19 protein-coding genes are annotated in these 18,756 nt (G+C 53.5%); 10 read left to right on the forward strand and 9 right to left on the reverse strand.

The features are described 5' to 3' along the window. Positions 1 to 129: 129 nt before the first annotated feature. On the forward strand, positions 130 to 939 hold the full coding sequence (trpC, locus tag MWU62_RS05790; RefSeq protein WP_247113964.1) for an indole-3-glycerol phosphate synthase TrpC: 810 nt from the start codon (positions 130 to 132) through the stop codon (positions 937 to 939). A 22-nt stretch (positions 940 to 961) separates the two neighbouring features. Beyond that, the gene (locus MWU62_RS05795) at positions 962 to 2,329 is read left to right on the forward strand and encodes an MATE family efflux transporter (protein ID WP_247113965.1); all 1,368 of its coding nucleotides are present in this window, start codon (positions 962 to 964) and stop codon (positions 2,327 to 2,329) included. Between the two features lies 1 nt (position 2,330). On the opposite strand, the gene MWU62_RS05800 is transcribed toward MWU62_RS05795, so the two are convergent. From MWU62_RS05800 to MWU62_RS05830, 7 genes are all read right to left on the reverse strand, one after another. Continuing rightward, on the reverse strand, positions 2,331 to 2,621 hold the full coding sequence (locus tag MWU62_RS05800; protein WP_247113966.1) for a DUF2218 domain-containing protein: 291 nt from the start codon (positions 2,619 to 2,621) through the stop codon (positions 2,331 to 2,333). A gap of 16 nt (positions 2,622 to 2,637) precedes the next feature. Continuing rightward, a complete protein-coding gene (locus MWU62_RS05805; RefSeq protein WP_247113967.1) occupies positions 2,638 to 3,423 on the reverse strand; it encodes an ABC transporter ATP-binding protein in 786 nt (261 codons plus the stop codon). Further along, positions 3,420 to 4,415: an iron ABC transporter permease gene (locus MWU62_RS05810; protein ID WP_247114127.1), complete on the reverse strand. Its 996-nt coding sequence runs from the start codon at positions 4,413 to 4,415 to the stop codon at positions 3,420 to 3,422. The genes MWU62_RS05805 and MWU62_RS05810 overlap by 4 nt, the downstream gene beginning before the upstream one ends. Before the next feature lie 95 nt (positions 4,416 to 4,510). Continuing rightward, the gene (locus tag MWU62_RS05815; protein WP_247113968.1) at positions 4,511 to 5,659 is read right to left on the reverse strand and encodes an ABC transporter substrate-binding protein; all 1,149 of its coding nucleotides are present in this window, start codon (positions 5,657 to 5,659) and stop codon (positions 4,511 to 4,513) included. 8 nt (positions 5,660 to 5,667) lie between these two features. Then, positions 5,668 to 7,635 (reverse strand): TonB-dependent receptor, encoded by a 1,968-nt coding sequence (locus tag MWU62_RS05820; protein WP_247113969.1) that lies wholly within the window; start codon positions 7,633 to 7,635, stop codon positions 5,668 to 5,670. A gap of 123 nt (positions 7,636 to 7,758) precedes the next feature. Next, positions 7,759 to 8,463 carry a response regulator transcription factor gene (locus tag MWU62_RS05825; protein ID WP_247113970.1) on the reverse strand — a complete coding sequence of 235 codons (705 nt, stop codon included), beginning with the start codon at positions 8,461 to 8,463 and terminating at the stop codon, positions 7,759 to 7,761. A gap of 69 nt (positions 8,464 to 8,532) precedes the next feature. Next, positions 8,533 to 9,144, reverse strand: coding sequence for a DUF4202 domain-containing protein (locus MWU62_RS05830; RefSeq protein WP_247113971.1), 612 nt, complete (start codon positions 9,142 to 9,144; stop codon positions 8,533 to 8,535). Between the two features lie 63 nt (positions 9,145 to 9,207). Here MWU62_RS05830 and MWU62_RS05835 point away from each other — a divergent pair, with 63 nt between their 5' ends. Beyond that, positions 9,208 to 10,401 carry a GGDEF domain-containing protein gene (locus MWU62_RS05835; protein ID WP_247113972.1) on the forward strand — a complete coding sequence of 398 codons (1,194 nt, stop codon included), beginning with the start codon at positions 9,208 to 9,210 and terminating at the stop codon, positions 10,399 to 10,401. Here the strand turns inward: MWU62_RS05835 and MWU62_RS05840 are convergent. Beyond that, the gene (locus tag MWU62_RS05840; protein WP_247113973.1) at positions 10,392 to 11,009 is read right to left on the reverse strand and encodes a glutathione S-transferase family protein; all 618 of its coding nucleotides are present in this window, start codon (positions 11,007 to 11,009) and stop codon (positions 10,392 to 10,394) included. The genes MWU62_RS05835 and MWU62_RS05840 overlap by 10 nt on opposite strands. Positions 11,010 to 11,353: 344 nt before the next feature. Here MWU62_RS05840 and MWU62_RS05845 point away from each other — a divergent pair, with 344 nt between their 5' ends. The 3 genes from MWU62_RS05845 (at position 11,354) to MWU62_RS05855 (ending at position 14,530) form a co-directional block, all read left to right on the forward strand. After that, the gene (locus MWU62_RS05845; RefSeq protein ID WP_247113974.1) at positions 11,354 to 12,322 is read left to right on the forward strand and encodes an ABC transporter substrate-binding protein; all 969 of its coding nucleotides are present in this window, start codon (positions 11,354 to 11,356) and stop codon (positions 12,320 to 12,322) included. 108 nt (positions 12,323 to 12,430) lie between these two features. Then, on the forward strand, positions 12,431 to 13,465 hold the full coding sequence (locus tag MWU62_RS05850) for an ABC transporter permease subunit (protein WP_247113975.1): 1,035 nt from the start codon (positions 12,431 to 12,433) through the stop codon (positions 13,463 to 13,465). A gap of 9 nt (positions 13,466 to 13,474) precedes the next feature. Next, the gene (locus MWU62_RS05855) at positions 13,475 to 14,530 is read left to right on the forward strand and encodes a betaine/proline/choline family ABC transporter ATP-binding protein (RefSeq protein ID WP_247113976.1); all 1,056 of its coding nucleotides are present in this window, start codon (positions 13,475 to 13,477) and stop codon (positions 14,528 to 14,530) included. 116 nt (positions 14,531 to 14,646) lie between these two features. On the opposite strand, the gene MWU62_RS05860 is transcribed toward MWU62_RS05855, so the two are convergent. After that, the gene (locus MWU62_RS05860) at positions 14,647 to 15,609 is read right to left on the reverse strand and encodes an META domain-containing protein (RefSeq protein WP_247113977.1); all 963 of its coding nucleotides are present in this window, start codon (positions 15,607 to 15,609) and stop codon (positions 14,647 to 14,649) included. Positions 15,610 to 15,785: 176 nt separating this feature from the next. Here MWU62_RS05860 and MWU62_RS05865 point away from each other — a divergent pair, with 176 nt between their 5' ends. The 4 genes from MWU62_RS05865 (at position 15,786) to modA (ending at position 18,752) form a co-directional block, all read left to right on the forward strand. Then, positions 15,786 to 16,526, forward strand: coding sequence for a glutathione S-transferase family protein (locus MWU62_RS05865; protein WP_247113978.1), 741 nt, complete (start codon positions 15,786 to 15,788; stop codon positions 16,524 to 16,526). 78 nt (positions 16,527 to 16,604) lie between these two features. Beyond that, complete coding sequence (locus MWU62_RS05870; protein ID WP_247113979.1) at positions 16,605 to 17,522, forward strand: alpha/beta hydrolase; 918 nt, start codon at positions 16,605 to 16,607, stop codon at positions 17,520 to 17,522. Further along, positions 17,515 to 17,877, forward strand: a complete 363-nt coding sequence (locus MWU62_RS05875) for a LysR family transcriptional regulator (protein WP_247113980.1) — start codon at positions 17,515 to 17,517, stop codon at positions 17,875 to 17,877. The genes MWU62_RS05870 and MWU62_RS05875 overlap by 8 nt, the downstream gene beginning before the upstream one ends. 95 nt (positions 17,878 to 17,972) lie before the next feature. Then, positions 17,973 to 18,752, forward strand: coding sequence for a molybdate ABC transporter substrate-binding protein (gene modA, locus MWU62_RS05880; protein WP_247113981.1), 780 nt, complete (start codon positions 17,973 to 17,975; stop codon positions 18,750 to 18,752). Positions 18,753 to 18,756: the final 4 nt, after the last annotated feature.

Consider the following 18,756-nt stretch of genomic DNA (forward strand, 5'->3'; position numbering starts at 1 on the left):
GTGCCGCTAATCGCTTCTCAAAACTGTCTGCAGCCAAGGATGGCTGCAGCCAAGCCCTACATGGACGTATTCACGGGCGTGTTTTGAGAAGCGATTAGCGGCATGCTCAGGCACGGACTGAATCACACAATGAACAAGCAAAACGACAAAACCCCAACCATCCTGCGCAAAATCGTAGAAAGAAAGTGGGAAGAAATAGACACCCGCAAACGGCAAAAAAGCCTAGAAGACCTCAAAGCTCAGGCTGGCGACCAACCCAAAACCCGCGGCTTCGCCAACGCCCTGCGCCAACGCATAGAAGCCAGCAAACCCGCTGTCATCGCCGAAATCAAGAAAGCCTCACCCAGCAAAGGCATACTGCGCGACCCCTTTGAGCCCGCCGACATCGCCGAAAGCTACGAAAAAGGCGGCGCCGCCTGCTTGTCAGTACTTACTGACCATGACTTCTTCCAAGGCCACAAAGACTACCTAATTGCCGCCCGCAACGCCTGCAGCCTCCCGGTTATCCGCAAAGACTTCATGGTAGCGCCCTATCAAGTATACGAAGCCCGCACCATAGGTGCAGACTGCATACTGCTCATTGCAGCGTGCCTCACCAAAGACCAGATGCAAGAACTCGAAGGCATAGCCCACGAAATTGGCATGGACGTATTGGTAGAAGTGCACAACAGCGAAGAAATGGACGACGCACTAACCCTCAGCACCACACTGGTCGGCATTAACAACCGCGATCTGCATAGCTTCAACGTATCTCTGGAAACCACCTTCAACCTGCACCAGCGCATCGGCAAAGAACGCATGGCCATCACCGAAAGCGGCATAATGACACGCGCCGACGTAGAAGCCATGACCGGCCGGGGCATTTACGGGTTTCTAGTAGGCGAATCTTTCATGCGCGCAGAGAACCCGGGCAAGAAGCTGCAGGAACTGTTCGGCTAATCAGCTTGTTGTCAGGTACACCATGACCAGCACCTGCAACCCGGCCATTGACCCTATACTGGCTGGTCCACGCTGGCCGGTGTTTTTCCGCTACGCACTGCCATCTGTGGCCGGGCTTATGGCACTGACCACAGCCAATATCATCGACGGCATATTCATTGGCAACTTTGCAGGAGCCCACGCCCTCGCTGCCCTGAACCTGTTGATTCCCTGGTTTACCCTAATGTTCGGGCTAGCGCTTGCATTGGCCATTGGCGGTACCGTACGCGCTGGCCGCTACCTTGGCGAAGGCAACACCGATGCCGCATCCGCCATCTTCAGCAAATGCCTCACCGCCACCTTCATTCTGGCTTTGGCTGGAGCGATGATCGGGTTACTTTTTCACGAGCCCATCTACCGCTTGCTGGGGGCATCTTCCGCCGTATTTTCACTGATGTCTGAGTACTTTCTCATCATCATCTGGGTGATGGTGCTGCAACTGTTCTCCATGGTGCTTTATTACTTTTTGCGTGTAGACGGCTTCCCCGGGCTGGCCACCGCCGCACTGGTGCTGGGAGCTGCCGGCAATATTGTGCTGGATGCCCTTCTGGTAGGTTATCTGGATTACGGCCTGCGCGGCGCCGCCATTGCCACAGGGCTAGCTCAGCTGCTACAGCTTGCTGTGTTGGCGCTTTATTTCCACAAGCCTTCGCGCAAGCTGGTATTTCGGCTGCGCCAGCACAACTGGCGCGAGATAGCCAAAGCCTTCGCCAACGGTGCGTCGGAGTGGATAAATGAAATGTCCGTGGGACTAGTGATGCTGCTGATCAACTGGCTATTGATGGCCTCACAGGGGCTGGCGGGCGTTGCGGCGTTCACCGTAGTTAACTATCTGATTTTTCTCAGCTTGATGATATTTTACGGAATATCCGATGCCATGCATGTGTTGATAAGCCACAACCTAGGAGCTGGCAACACCGAGCGAATCCGCCAGTTCATGGGCTGCGGCGCCACGGTGAATTTGACTCTGGCTCTGGCATTGGTGAGTATTGTCTGGCTATTTGGCAACCAGATAGTCCGGCTCTTCCTCGATCCCTCTACCGATCCCGCCATCGCCCAACTCGCAGACCGGTTTCTGACTATCCTTTGGCCGCTTTTTTTGGTCAATGGAATGAATGTATTTCTATCGGTATATCTCACCGCAACACATCACGCTTTGCCCTCTGCTGTTGTTGCCTTCTCTCGAAGCTTGGTACTACCAGCCCTGTTGCTGGTGGCTATCGCCCGGTTCGCACCGGACTGGCCACTCTTGCTGGCACTGCCGCTGGCTGAGTGGCTCACCTTCGGTCTTGCTCTGGCGCTGTTTCTACATTTCCGCCCCCAGCGCTTGGCAGGTTCCATCGCCAACTGAGTTAGACGGCACCAGCTTGCCAGTTCACTTCGCCAACTTCATCGCCCGCAAAGCGGACGAGGTGGGAGGCCACCACCTGCCCCAGCTCCTCCAATTCTTCTGCCGTTGGAGACTGGCACACCAAAGTCAGCGCCCCGCTCCCGGAGTTCAGCCGACATTCACCGATAGAGAAGGTAAGAAATCCGTCAGTTTCGCTCCACTCGGCGTCAATCTTATGGCTGAAATGTTTGCATAAGCGGTTTATCAAACGACTGGGATTGACTGTGGATACACAGGCATTCATAGACGGCATAACGATCTCCTTAAACTCAACAAACACCGGCGGGCAAAGGTCGATCCGCCAGCACAATGGGCTGGCCCTGAGAGCAGCGTTCAATACGTGCTTCAATACCGTAGGTGCGAGCCAGCAACTCGGGTGTTAACACCTGCTCCGGGGAACCCAGCACAGCTTGTCCGTCTGGTGACAACACCAGAACCTGATCGCAATAACGCAAAGCCAGATTGAGGTCGTGGCACGCCACCAGCGCGATAGAATTTGCGTGGGTTGTGGCATCGCGCACGGCGTTCAAAACATTCAGTTGCCAGTGTAAATCCAACGCACTGGTGGGTTCATCCAGCAGCATCAACGGAGTCTGACGCACCAATACCTGAGCCAGCCCCACCATTTGTCGCTGGCCACCAGACATTTCTGACAAGCGCCGCAAGGCCAGCTGCCGAATACCCAAGGTGTCGAACACCACTTCGATGGCATGCTCGGTCTCTTCCCGAGACCAATCGCCCCGCGCCGAACGGCAGGCACTGAACACGGTTTCGTAGGCCACTAGAGGAATGGCTTGCGGCAACGGCTGAGGCAGGTAGCCAACACGACGTGTGCGTTGATGGGATGTGAGTCCCGCCAGATTTTCCCCTGCGAAAGTCATAGTGCCGGAGATAGGCAACAAGCCAGCAATAGACTTCAGCAAGGTGGACTTACCCACCGCATTCGGCCCGATTACAGCCACCAAAGCACCTGCAGGTATTTCCGGCAAAGATAGCTTGCTGAAAACAGAGCGATTTCGATAGCCTGCGGTAACGCATTCCAGTTTCAGGGTCACAAGGCAACCCTCCGGCTACGGCCAATAATCAGCAGGATAAACAGCGGAATCCCTACCAGCGCGGTCACAATGCCCACCGGCAACACCACACCTGGCACCAGAAGCTTGCTGGCAATGGATGACAGCGACAGCAGCACCGCTCCTGCCAAAGCACTACCCGGAAGCAGGAAGCGATGATCCTCCCCCAGCATCAGTCGGGCAATGTGCGGGGCAACCAAACCAATAAAACCGATTTCCCCGACAAAGCACATGGCCGCAGCGGTGAGCAGGCTAACCCGCATCAGCACTGTCAGCCTCAGTCGCTCCACGCGAATACCGAGGCTTCGCGCCTGCTCTTCACCACTGCGTAGGAGGGTCATAGCCCAGGCATTGCGCAGCGAAAAGGGCAGACATACCGCCAGCACCAACGCCACAATCCATACCTTATCGAGGCTCGCGCGGGCCAGACTACCCATAGTCCAGAACACGATTTGCTGCACCGATTCGGCATCAGCAACAAACTGGATTAACCCCACCACGGCGTTAATACCAAACAGCAAAGCAATGCCGAACAGCACCACTGCGTGCACCGAGGCACCCAAAGAGCGCGACAGAATCAGAATCAAAAGCGATGCCACCGCAGCGAACACAAAGGCCGACAACGGCAGCAGCACATGAGCCGCCAGCCCGAGAAAGGAGATATTGAAGGCTATCACCAACGAGGCACCCAGAGTCGCGGCGGCGCCCACACCCAAGGTAAATGGGCTGGCCAGCGGATTGTTCAGCACGGTTTGCATCTCGGCACCGGCGAGACCAAGGCACGCACCAACAACAACCGCCATCAAGGCATAAGGCAGCCGGATATCTTCGATAATAACCCGGGTGCCCGCATCCATGGCTTCAGGGTTGAGCAAGCCATGAACCACGTCGGCAAAACCCAGCATAGAGGGGCCGCTGGCGATATCCACCAACAAGGCCACCAGCGCCGCACTTGCCAACGCCACCAGACACATAACCCGGCGCCAAACAAAACGCCGGTATTCTCTCGCTAAGGACACACGCTGAGCAGATCCTTCCTGCCTGACAGTTTGTGTCTGGGACACTGCACTCATTCCAAAGGCTCTTTAGCCCGAACCCAATAGATGCCATCCAGCTCGATCGGCTGAAAGCGCCGGTAAAACTCTACCAGCGTGGCGTCCGGGTTCAGCTCTGCAAAGACATCAGGGTGAAACCATTGGGCCAGTGCTTGAACCGCGATAACATTCATTGGGGTATTGTAAAAGTGATGCCAGATGGCCATGGCACGACCCTCACGGATAGGTTCTACCGCCCGAAGACCCGGCCGATCGGTGGCTTGTGCCAGTGAGGCCCGAGCTGTCGCGGTATCTATGCCCGCTCCCAGCATCACGTAGCTGTGCTCATTTTCAGAGGTGGTATGCTTACGTGACCCGATAGCGGTTGCGACATAGTAGTCCGGCGGGCTGCTAATCAGATATTCAAGGTTCAGTACACCGCTAACACCGGGCACCTTCCCTTCTGCCAAATTGCGTGCTCCGGCAGCCTTGAGGAAATGCCCCATCATGCCCTCCACCATTGTTTCGCAGCAGCTGTCATGCAACCCCAAGCGGCTGTGCAGAAACACTTCGGGCCAATCGACTTTAGGGATTTGTGCAACCACGTCAGTCACCTTTGTCAGCTCCTGCTGGTAAAAGCGGTTGAATGCCTGTGCCTCCTTCTGTCGCCCAAGCACCTCACCCAGAAGCGCCATGCTTTTTGGTGTATTCACCAGTGGGTTCTGGCGGAAGTCGATGAACACCACCGCCACACCTGCCCGCTCCAGCTGGTCAATCAACATCCGGTTACGGGCACCGGGGCCGTGCCCTTCTAGGCTAAAGATGGCAAGGTCAGCACCCAGAGCAAGCACACTTTCCAGACTGAAGCTGTCTGCGGATGCGTGCCCCACCCGAGGCACACCCGCCAGCTCAGGGAAGGCTTTCAGGTATTGGGCGTAGCCTCCGGGATCGGTCATTTCGAAATCCGGCAGCATACCAGCCAAACGGTCAGGCAGCGCATCTCCATCCAAAATGGCAAGGGCGGGGATATAACGGCTTTCTCCCAGCACGATCCGGTTTACTTTATTCGGCAACTCAACCGAGCGGCCTGCTAAATCGGTAACCGTGCTCGCAGCCAGAGATAGGCCAGCCCACAAACATAAGAGGCCGCCCACCAGAGCGGCTAAAAATCGAGTGCGTAACATCAGCGACCTCAAAACCGCATAGCCAGACCAAGGCGTATGTCCCGACCCATTGCGGGCAGGCCGACAACTCCCTCATAGCCTTCGATATTTTGGTAGTCCGCGTTGCTGGCGTGATCGAGATAGTTTTTGTCAGCTAGGTTTTTCACTGCCAGAGTCAGGCGCAAATCTTCGTTACCTGTAGGCAGCCAGTTTACGAATAGGTCGTGTACGCCATAACCCGGTTTGTCGATGGTGCCCACCGACGTTTGGAGGTCGTCGATGCCCTGCACAAACCGACCCTGCCAGCCAAACTCCAGTGTGCGGTCCCAGCGGTAGGCCAGATCTGCCACCCAGGTGTCACCAATGGTGTTGCCCAAGAGGTTGTGCTCGTAAACAGTCAAAGGCTGGCCATCCACTTCGGCATCGTTACTGTGAAAGCTCAGCCCGGCACTAAGCGCGTTCCACTGATAGCCGGTTGCAATGCGGTAGCCATCGGATTCCAGATCACCAATGTTCTGGTAGATGGCTGGCCCGAACAGGACGTCTGCGATGGCATCCTTGATTTCAGAACGGTACACCTCCGCCGATAGGGTGAAACTCTCGTACACATAATCAAACCCGACTTCGGTGTTCCGGGCTTTTTCGCCTTTCAGGTCCGGATCGTTCTGGGCGCGGTCAATCTTGAAGGCATCGTGGGTCATGGGCCCGCGAAAGGCCTCGGCATATCCGGCTTTCAGGGTAAGGCCGTCTGCCACCAGCAACGACAGGTTGGCGTTGGGACTCACCGCATCTTCACTGAACGTTTCGCCGCTGTTATCTGTCAGGCTGTAGTCGTCGTAACGAGCGCCGGCACTCAGCGACAACTGCTGGGTGAGCCACAAATCTGCCTGCAGGTAGACACCCAGCACATCGCCGGTTTCCTCTTCGGCACGCCTGTCGCCTTCACCGCCGGCATTCACTTTGTCTTCCCGGTAATCGATCCCGTAAGTCAGGCTGTGATCGCCCATCCGGCTGGTGTTGCGCAGGTCACCACCAACGCTTCGGCTAAAGCCGTAATACCGGCCCCAGCGGTCTGCCACATTCTGCTCAATTTCAGATTCGCTGTGATACAGGGTGAACTTTGTGTCTAGCCAAGGGTTGCCTTCCGGCGCCACGCCATAGTTCAGGGTAGTGGTATCCCGGCGTCCATCGAGATCGTACAGGCTATTGAAACTGCTGATCACCCACTGAGGGCGCTGCGGGCGTTCGCCTTCATCTGTTCGCACTTCGTGGCTCAGACGCAGGGTTTGGCCGTTGGCAAACCGGCCGACCAGTTTTGCCATACCCAGTTGCTGGCGTGCATCCGTGCCTGGAACCTCGTTCCCCTTGCCATCCTCATAGCGCTCATGATCGCTCTGAGTGACTGATACCAGTGTGCTCCACTGATCGCTCAAACGGCCAAATACAGTGGTTCCAGCGCTGTAACCTTTGGTGCTGGAGAAGGAGCCAAACTTGACCAAAGCCCCGAGATTTTCACCCTCACGCAAAAGATCCTCCGGATCCTTGGTGATAAAACGGATGGCACCGCCAAGAGCACCAGCACCCGCGGTCGCTTTGCCAGCACCGGCGTCCACTTCTACTCGCTTCAACAGGTCCGGATCAACAACGATGCGCCCTGTATGGTGAAACAGCACGCCACCTTGAGTAGCACCATCTACGCTCACGTTCAGTAACGGGTCTTCCAAGCCACGAACATAAACTTTCTGGGCGATTCCTACGGAACCTCCTACGCTGACCTCCGGCTCACCAGCGAAAACATCCCCAAGGCCGTCCGCCAGAGAGCGGTCAATAGCCTCAGCACCCACAACCGCGTCTGCTTCCACCTCACGGTCGGCGGTTACCTGAATAGTATCCAAGGCAACCGGTTCTGCATAAACAACAGGAGCGGCGACAAGCGCCAGCCAGATAGCGTTGCGACGAAAGTGCAAGGGTAAGCCTATCGGGGGAAAAACTGCCATAACGACCTGACTCCATCATGATAACCATTCGTATTTGGAGTGCATTCTCGATAACCCGTATCGTTAAGGAAACTAGTTTTACATTTGTTACATTTGCCCGTGTCGCGACAGACAGGCATCCATTTACAAGAGGCAATATCCCTTTCCATGAAGCGTTTTCAGTCGATCACCCGCCACTCCGGCACCCATTAGCTTGCGACGAATACGGCTCATGTGCATGTCAAGGCTGCGATCATCCCGGCTAAACTCTTTTTCAAGCACGGCCCGGTAGAGATAGGGTTTGCTCAAAGGCTCGCGCTGATGCAAGGCCAGAATCCAGAGTAACTGAAACTGTATGGGTGTGAGCCCCAGAGGCCGCCCCTGAAAGGAAGCGTGCAGAGTTTGCCGGTCCAACTGCAGCTCACCCACGCAAAGTGTGAGTGGTTCGGCACGGCGATCTAAACCGCCGCCCGTGCGCCGCAGTAGAGCCTCAATCCGCAAGAGCAGTTCGGTAAAGCTGAAAGGTCTGGATAAACAGTCATCGGCGCCTTGCCGATATCCTGCAATGCGCTCATCCTCTGCATCCGTGGCAGTGAGCATCATGACCGGTGTCTGGCAGGTTCTACGGATTCTTTTTAGAACTTCGAAGCCGTTGATTTGAGGTAACAGCGTCTCCAAAAGAATCAAATCCAGCCTGTGGCACAGAGCTGATGCCAGAGCCTCGTCGCCTTGTTGACTTTGCAGCACCTGATACCCGCAAGATGCCAGCCGACCCACTAACTGTTCCCGGAGGAGCGGGTCGTGCTGTGCAATTAGAATTCTGGGGGCGTTTCGGGAAAGCGCTGACATTTAATGATACCGACTACCAAATGATAATCGGTATCATACTCAGTAGAGAACAACGCCTCAAGATTGGCTTTAGTCAGTGCCTCCCGACAGCGCTTCCTGCAGCAGGGCTTGCAAGTGCTCAGGCAACTTCTCCGACAACACCAAAGCCCGCCCGTGGGCCCGCTGCGACATTTTGCCCCAGGTACGCCGCACAATCCGCAACCACTTTTCCCGGTCGTACTCCACATTGTCAGCGTAAAACTGGGCGAAATATTTTTCCAGAAACACCAGGCAGGCAACATCTTCCAGTAATTGAGTGTCTTCGTCTTTGCGCAACTCACGCTTGGTCAGAATCACCTCAACCCGTTCACACTCACTTTTTGGATAGCCGCAGTCAGCCATAATCTCGGCTGCCCTGCGGCCGTGCATCCGCCCACAGGCCTGACGCCACGCGTAATAAGCCTTCCTGCCCTCCGGATAATCACTACGGGGCATTTTCCAACGTTCAAGATGTTGGGCGCGACAAGCGATCTGCATTCGTCCCGAAGGATCTGGCTCCAGTTCGTGAAGCCAGCGGGTCATATGCAAACTGTAGGCATACTCCCTCGGCAGGGGGTCACTTGCCACAACCTCCTCGTTCGGGTCTGCTCGATTCGCCCTATCAATCGCATCCAGGGCGCACTTTAGAGATACCTTTTCCATACTGCCTCCTTTAACGACAGGACTACCCCAATAGGGTTGTTGCGCCGGGCTTCGTATTGGCTGATGATTGAAACTACTAGCCGCTGGATTATGAAGATGGTGAGATTTTCAGACCCCAAAACGCCATACCACAAAGTACCTGCCGAGTGGCTTCCTGCCTATGAAGCGCACATTCGGGTGGTGGAACGGCAAGTTGCAGTTGTTGCGGCTTGGGTTCTCCTAATCACAGTGACCTTATATCAGTTTACCCACGAATTCCGCATTGCTCACCGCCCCGATCTCTGGCTAACGGAGCTTTTTATCAGGGCACCGGTTCTGGCGAGCGCCTTGTTGACGCTAATCTCACACTATACCGGCAAACCTCTATGCCAAAGCCGCCACCTGCTTAGAGCAATGGGGCTTTCGGTCATGGTTATGATACTTGCGCTGTTTCTGGTTCATTACAACGGACGCTTAGCCGATGCCTATCAGATCACCAACGGTATGATTATCAGCTTTTTCGGCGTTGCCATTCTGTCCGTTCGGGGTCCGAAAGAGTGGTGGCTGATGTTTTTTATGCCGCTAGCGATATTTTTGCTCGTGGCCCGAGGCAAAGGTTTCGCTATTGCAGAGTTGCTCCCCTTCCTATTTGACCCTTTGGTTATGATGGTCATTGGCCTCGTCATGAGCGAAGCACTAAGGCAGTTGCGAGTAGGCGAGTTTCTAGCCCGACAACAACTTCGGCAACAGGCTACCACCGACCAACTCACCGGCCTATTAAACCGCAGAGCCATGCACCATTTACTGGAACAAGAGCATGCCCGGGCAAAACGTTACGGGGGCACTTACAGCCTGATTCTCGGGGATCTAGACAACTTTAAGCGCGTAAACGATCAGTATGGCCACAATATTGGCGACATGGTACTACAAGAAACTGCCCGCAGGCTAAGCCTCCACATGCGTACCGAGGATGCACTATGCCGCTGGGGTGGCGAGGAAGTATTGGTGCTGCTGCCAGAAACCGATCTGGAGGGAGCCATACAGGTTGCCGAGAAAGTTCGTTTTTCTCTGGCCAACGAGCCCATGTTGGCTGGCGAACACAGCATCCCCCAAACCATCAGTTTGGGCGTCACCAACTGCTACGGGCTCGATGACATTGAGAGCGCTATCAAACGGGCTGATGACGCGCTCTATCAAGCCAAAGAAAACGGCCGCAACCGCACAGAGGCAGTTGCTTCGCCCCACTCCGAAAATGGTTCTAACAAGCATCAAACCTGAGCAGACGGGCGCGCCTTGATACTGTCATACCATGCCTGAAGGTTGGTGTGTTCAGGCAAAATGCGAATGTTTACCACACGGGCAAAGGCTACCGTGGTAAACGCATTGATATCGGCAGCGGTTAACCGGTTGCAGCAAATGTAATCCTTGTCGGCAAGATGCTTGTCGAGAAATGCCATAAATTTGCCAACGCTTTTGCCGCAATCTTCACCCCACTCCTTAATGGGGTTCATTCTGTCTTTGAAATATCCGCTGGTGTGCTGGAAGCACATACCGGTAGGCATAAAAAAGTAGAACTCTACCCACCGCACCCACTGTTCTATCAACGCTTTCTCTATGGGCGTATCACCCAAAAGCGTCGGCGCTTCCGGGTGGTTTTCCTCGAAGTACCTGCAAATGGCCATGGTCTCGGAGATACAGGTGCCATCATCCAGCTCCATAACCGGCACTTTCTTCATAGGGTTACGAGCCACATATTCCGGCGTCAAATTTTCACCCTTCTGCAAATCAATTTCGATAAATTCGGCTTTATCTAGCAAGCCTTTCTCGGCCATAAACATGCGCACACGACGGGGATTCGGTGCAGTTTTTGTTTCAAAGATTTTCATTGTTATCAGCTCCGTTCCGGTTAATTCAGGGATGACTTGGCATAACAAACACCCGAGAGACTGACCCGAAAAAAGAGTTGCGTCAAGCAACTAGCCAGAAGCCTAAATACGTCTTCAGAGTGGGCGTATTTCAGTTAAAACCTTGTAACTGAGCTCAAGACCCTTATGCTTATAGCTACGTGTTAACCGAGACGATACGCTTTGCCCTATTTCCTGCACTGCCAGATAACCGTGAACCTGCAAGCCTCGCTCGGTTACCGCTTTATCAGTAGTAAAAAGAAAAAACAAAAACGACAACAATCGGTTCTACCAGAATTCACCAATCTTCAAACGGAGAAATGACTATGCGAAAGCTTACGTCTGCTGCACTGCTATGTGCGCTTTCAGTACCGGCCATGGCACAAGCCGACTGTGGTGAAGTATCCATCACAGAAATGAACTGGGCCTCCAATACCGTGGTCACCAACGTCGCCAAATTCATTATGGAGCAAGGTTATGGCTGCGATGTGTCGGTTATACCTTCAGACACCGTACCTGCTGTAACGTCTGTTGCGGAAAATGGCGAGCCAGACATTGTTACCGAACTGTGGCTAAACTCAGCCGGTGAGGCTTACTTGCGCCTCGAAGAAGAAGGCAAAATTGAACGGCTTGGCAAGGTGCTTGATCCCGGCGGTTTGGAAGGTTGGTGGCTCCCCACGTATCTGGTGGAAAAACACCCCGAGCTGAAAACGATCGAAGGCGTTATGGCCAACCCCGAACTGGTCGGCGCACGCTTCAATAACTGCCCGGATGGCTGGGGCTGCAGGATTGCCAATGATAACTTGATTCGCGCATTGGATCTTGAAGAGTCTGGCATTAAAGTCTTCAACCATGGTTCCGGTGAAACTCTAGCCTCGTCCATGGCGTCTGCTGTTCAGAGCGAAGAGCCGTGGTTCGGCTATTATTGGGGCCCGACTGTACCGCTTGGCAAGTATGACATGACCCGCGTAGAGCTAGGCGAGTACAAGCAGAAAGTTCACGAGAAAAACCAGAATCCGAACGCAGATAACCCTGGCGTATCTGAGTTTCCGGCAGCAACGATACTTACGTCGGTCACCACCGACTTCAAAGATCGGGAGCCGGAAGTAACCGAGATGCTCAGCAAAATGACGTTCAAAACCAGCACCATGAGCTCTCTATTAGCCTGGATGGACTCTAACAATGCCTCCGGTGAAGAAGCCGCTGTGTACTTCCTAAGCAACAATCGTGATGAGTGGTCTGGCTGGCTGAACGACGACGCCAAAAAGAACCTCGCCGCAATTCTTGAAAACTGATTGACCCGTCTTGGCCCGGAGCACTGCTTGCTCCGGGCTCATTTGCTAATGACAGTAACCAAATTCTGTTGTGCATGGCGCCCCATGTGCATAAGAGGCTAAACGAAGATGGCAACCTATGACTCCCTATTTTCAGCACTTGGGCTAAAAGAATGGTGCGCGGAAGGTAAACAAGACGGCCCCATGTCGATGGCTGACTTGCTAGCCAAAGCAAAAGGCGACAACGCGGAACCAGAATCCCTGTGGGATTTCCCATTCCCCTCGATGGATGTTCTCAACGACTCTTGCGCTGCTTTTCCACAATCGAGAGAACTCACAAAAGGATTGGAGCAAGGCTTTCTTGCTGTAAAAGATAATCTCAGCCTAGTGCTCGACCCCATGACCCAGCCCCTGAGCTGGGCCCTTGATGGCGCCTTATACGGAATGCTCACCGTGCCCTGGTGGATCATTATTCCGATCATGTTGGCCATCGTTTTTCTAGTAACCCGCTCCTGGAAGCTTGTGACATTTGTTGCTGTTAGTATTTGCTTGCTGGCGTTCATCGACTACTACGAATACGCCATGCAAACACTCGCCATTATTTTTGTCTGCGCCTTTCTCTGTGTGCTACTCGGAGTGCCGATAGGCATCGCCATGTCCCGAAGCGACACCATGCAAAGGCTGACGATTCCGATTCTGGACATGCTGCAAACATTGCCGCCGTTTGTGTATCTCATTCCGTTGATTTTTCTCTTCAGTGTGACTGAATCCAAGCTCTACGGCATTGCCATTATTCTCTATGCCATAGTGCCTGTGGTGCGTTTAACCAACCTTGGAATACGGCTGGTAGACAAGGATGTGATTGAGGCGGCAGACGCCTTCGGCATGACACCCCGCCAAAAACTGTTCAAGGTTCAGATTCCCTTGGCGCTGCCCAACATTATGGCGGGCGTAAACCAGACAATCATGATGAGCCTTGCCATGGTGGTTATCGCGTCGCTTGTTTCGGCACCAGGCCTTGGCGTTTTGGTACTTCGGGGCATCCGTAACTTGGAGCTAGGTGTCGGGCTTGTTTCCGGTCTTGGCATTGTCATTCTCGCGGTCATTTTGGACCGGGTGACCAAGGCTTCTCTAGCTCGCATCAATGCCAGCCAAAATCAGTGAGGACACCCAGTGGCAAACGACATTAAGATTTCCATTAAAAACCTCTATAAGATTTTTGGGCCGACACCGGATGTGGCTCTTGAATACGTAAAACGTGGCATGAACAAGGCCGATCTACTGGATAAGCAGAACCATGTTCTTGGGCTGCGGGATATCAACGTGGATATCCTCGATGGCAAAATCACCGTGATCATGGGGCTTTCAGGCTCGGGAAAATCAACGCTAATTCGCCACCTCAATAGGCTTATTGAACCCACCGCTGGTGAAATCCGGCTCGATGGCAAAGATGTTCTGGAGCTGAACGAAGAGCAGCTACGCCAGCTGCGGCGGGAACAAATGTCTATGGTGTTCCAGAAGTTTGCCCTGCTGCCCCACAAAACTGTGCTTGAGAACGCTGGAATGGCTCTCAACATCCGTGGCTCTGAGGTTGCAGACTTTGAGCAAGAAGCGGTTAAATGGCTGGGCCGCGTAGGCCTTGAAGGCAATGAGCAACAGTATCCGCATCAACTATCCGGCGGCATGCAACAACGGGTAGGTATAGCTCGGGCACTGGTCTCGAACTCCCCGGTCATGTTGATGGACGAAGCCTTCTCCGCTTTGGACCCACTGATCCGATCCGACATGCAGGATTTGCTACTGGAGCTGCAGGAAGAACTACAGAAAACCATCGTGTTCATTACCCACGATCTCGACGAAGCCCTAAAGCTATCGGATCATCTGGTTATTCTGAAAGATGGAGAAGTGGTTCAACAGGGAGATCCTCAGGACATCCTGCTCAATCCTAACGATCCTTATATTGTAGCCTTTATAAACGACATTAATCGCGCTCGCGTGCTTCGGGTGCGCTCGATTATGAAGAAGCACGTGGATAACGACGCGGAGTATGCCGGTGACATCTCCGAGAGGGACAACCTGGAGACAGTGCTTTCGCGATCAGGTGGCGACACAGACAAGGTCTTCAGAGTGGTTCGAAAAGGTGAGATGGTGGGTAGCCTGTGCATGAAAGACCTGACTCGCGCACTGGTTCCGACAGGTGTATCAACCCCAAACAATCACAAAGGATAATCTACCGGAGCTAAGAGGCCTCGCTGCAAGCCCCTTTTTTTCAACTTACTACCCTCAAACCGTTGAGCACAAGCGGCTTGAGGGTGAGCAAGCGGAAGCTATTACTGCCCCCGTGATTAATAAGTCGCCTTGTAAGCAGTTATTTCCTCGTTTGAAGAGGTTGTCAGCACCAGTTTTCCATTTGGACCGATTTCCGCACGTTTTACGTTAGACATAAGCTTCAAAAAGCGGTCTTCCTGATTCATCAGGGCCGGAGCACAGGCCATTTTTGTAGAGAACATATAGTCAAAGGTCATTCCCTCTGCAGTAAGCTCATACTGACCGCCGTAGCGATTACAGGAAGCCCGACCCGCAAGACGGTTCTCATCAAAAAACTCAACAGTCATACGGGAGCTATCAATAATGCCCGCACCGGCCAAGTCTTCAACCACCCACTCGACCCCACGGAATAAACGTTCAGGATCACCACCGCAGCCTTCGAGTACCTCGCCATTGAGCTCAAGGCGAACCTGAGCCGGGAACTGTGCTCCAGACATAGTATCTTCGCACAACTGTCGGTTTACCTTGAGCGTTAACGGCTGGCCGGCTAGCTTGCCACGGAACTCGCGGCCGTTTTGATTGGAAGCGGTTGTTTCAAGCGCAACCTTCTTAGGCTCACCGGTATCATCGGGGCGGTTCAGCTCCAGCTGTTGATGCATTAACTGCACATGCCAGAACGGCTCATTACCGGTCGCTTCAAACGGTGTTTCCAGTGCACCAGCTTGTAGGCAATCGGGGTACGCTTGCCCTTTTACCGAAAACATTGCCCACTCGCCCTTGCTCCAGAAAAGGGTTCCTTCGTTATCTGAGGCTTCGTAACGTGCGCCCGAGGCGCTGACTTTACGCTCCAGTTGCAGCTGCTCGCCTTTGTAATCCACTTCTAGCTGGTCGCCATTACCCAAAGACGTAACATTAATGTTCAGCTGGCCGCACTGATAACTGTTTGAGATCTCTTGTGTCTCTGGTGCGGTGGCACAGGCGGTAAGAAAAAGCCCAGTGGCTGCGGCTACAGATGCCATCAAAACCCGTTGTAAATACATGGACACAACCTATGTTTGTAACTTGGATGAATACCGGCATAGTAAAGACAAGCCAAAACAAAAACCAATTTCGACGGCTGCAAAACCGTTACAAACGCGCAACTTATTGTGGTCTCGTCGCTTTTTATCCATCAGGCGCACGGCTATGCTAGAGCCCATTACTTAGGAGACACCCCATGGCTCTCAGGCTCTACCAATTCGCCATTTCCCACTACTGCGAGAAAATACGCTGGGCACTGGATTACAAAAATCTAAACTACGAAACCATAAATCTGCTGCCGGGGCAGCATATAAAAACCATAAAAAAGCTCACCAAAGGTGCGGGCGCATCTGTACCCGTTCTGGAGCATGACGGTGAAGTTGTTCAAGGTTCACCGGAGATTCTCGACTACCTTGATAATACCTTTCCCGACAGACCCCTAACCCCGCTTGATGAGTCTGCAAAAACACAGGCTTTGGCGTGGGAGAAACGCTTGGATGACGAAGCTGGCCCAGCTGTGCGCTGTTACTCCTACCACCACTTCCTGCAGCGGCCGAAAATAGTGGTGCCTTTACTGACCGCAGGCACGCCCTTTTACAATCGCATCCTTCTCAGCCTCGCCTTCAGCCGAGTCAATGAAGTAATGCGAAAATGGATGAAAATCAACGAGAAAACGGCGGAAGAATCCCGAAAGGTCATGGAAGGCCTGCTAACTGAGCTTGCAGAAACCTACAGTAAACAGCAGTTTCTGGCGGGTGACGCGTTCTCCCGCGCCGACCTCACAGCCGCAGCACTTTTTGCGCCTTTGTTTCAGCCAGAAGCCTACCCGGTACCCTGGCCAAAACCTGCGTGCATTCCGAAGGATATAAAGGCTTGGCTTACCCAGTGGCAGCCGCAGTTGCAGGTGCTCAACCGGGTTTATACCGAACATCGGTAACCCTGTGGTATACACCACCTGTCATGATGACTTTAGACACCAATCCACCACTGACTTGAGTCGCTTTCGGAATTCAGCATGCATGAGCAACCCCTTAGCCTAAACGGCCAAGACAACCACACCATAACCGGAACGATTGTTTGCCCTAGCTCACCGAGTTCTGCTCTGGTTATCGCCCATGGCATGGCAGAACACGCTGGGCGCTATACAAATTTCGCCCGCTGGCTGGCCGAACGGGATATTGCCGTTGTTACACTGAATCATCGAGGCCACGGCCCTGACTGCGAACCCGATCAGCTTGGCCACTACAGTGATGCGGATGGCTGGAGCAAGGTAGTCGACGACCTAAACCGGGTACTGCTTGATACCCGGGAACGCTTCCCCTCTATTCCACTGACCTTGCTCGGGCACAGCATGGGGTCGTTCATCGCTCAAAGCTGCGCGCAGCAGCATCCTGAGTCTCTGGATAGGCTGATACTCAGCGCAACCAACCGCATTCCTAGAGTTGAACTATGGGCATCCGGAGCCTTGATTAGCGCGATTACCAGGTTTCACGGCAACCATCATCGAAGCCCAACCATTGCCAAAATGTCCTTCGGAAAGTTTAATCGCATGTTTCGTCCCAACCGTACTGACTGTGATTGGTTGAGCCGCGATACGGCTCAGGTAGACCGATATATTGCTGACCCTCTATGCGGATTCGAATGCACGACAGGCCTATGGAAAGATTTCATACAAGGGATGCTTAGTATTAGGCCTTCAACTTGGAGAAAGGACATTCCCGTTCACCTCTTCTCCGGCTCTGATGATCCCGTGGGCGAAATGGGCAAAGGAGTTACCCGGCATTTTGAGGACATTCGCCAAGCCGGAGTAAAAGAATCCAGTCTTCGGCTGTTTGAAGGCGGGCGCCATGAAATGCTCAATGAAACCAATGCCCAAGAGGTCCGGGAGCATGTATTGTCGCTGATTGACCCCGGGAGCTCACACAATGTCTGACAAAAACCTCCACCTGATCCCCAGACTAAGACTCAAGGCTGGCGAGGCGATTGCGATGGGCCCAGGCAAGGCGCAACTGCTTGAACTAATCCAGCAACATCGTTCTATCTCTGCTGCCGCTCGCGCCTTGAAAATGAGCTATCGCCGAGCTTGGTTGCTGGTAGACACCATGAACACCTGCTTTAAGAACCCTCTGGTGCTTACCGCCACAGGAGGCAGCCAAGGAGGCGGCGCTGAGCTTTCTGAAGAAGGACAAAAAGTACTCACGCTTTATCGACAGTACGAAAAAGCTATTGCAGAACGCCCAGAGCTTGCCGAGCTGGCCGCCATGCTGAACGACGAAAGCGCGCTTTAAACCTCACAGAACAAACAGCAACACCCTTGTATTAGGCTCCAGGCAACTATACTATTCCCATCGCTATATACGACTGGATATAAGGAAAATAGTCGATGCTCATGATGATAAAGCGCTCTCGTCAACTAATAGGCCTATGCTTGGCAATCATTCTGCCTCTGGCATTGATCAGCAAAGCCAATGCCGCCGATGTAAGCATCGCTGTCGCCGCTAACTTTACAGATACAACTCGCGAACTTGTTGCCGCCTTTGGCGAAACTACGGGACTAGAGGCGGTTGCCAGCTATGGATCAACCGGCAAGCTGTACGCGCAAATAGACAACGGTGCTCCGTTTGACGTGTTCCTTGCTGCCGACAGCCACCGCCCTGAACTGCTGGAGAAAAGTGGTCAAGGTGTGGCAGGCACCCGGTTCACCTACGCACGGGGCAAGCTGGCACTTTGGAGCCCGACACCCCATACATTTGAAGACCCGAAAGTCTGGCTTGAGTCCGGCAAGTTCAGCCGCTTGGCTATTGCGAATCCGAAAACTGCCCCCTACGGCCTCGCCGCTCAGGAAGTCCTTACCGAAATGGGCCTTTGGGACTCATTGCAAAGCCGGTTGGTGCGCGGTGACTCCATCGCTCAAACCTTTCAATTTGTCGCAACCACCAATGCCCAGTCAGGTTTTGTGGCACTCTCACAAGTACGAGCTTGGGACAGCCAAGGCGGCTCACTCTGGATGATTCCACAAAGCTACTATTCCCCAATTAATCAACAAGCTATTCTTCTGACTCGTAGCGAAAACAATCAGGCTGCGCATCAGTGGATAGAATTTTTGCGCAGCGATACAGCCAAAAACATTATTGAAGAGTTCGGCTATGAAACCGAAAACTGAGATG

The organism is Marinobacter sp. S6332 (genome assembly GCF_023016045.1).
Classification (GTDB): Bacteria; Pseudomonadota; Gammaproteobacteria; order Pseudomonadales; family Oleiphilaceae; genus Marinobacter.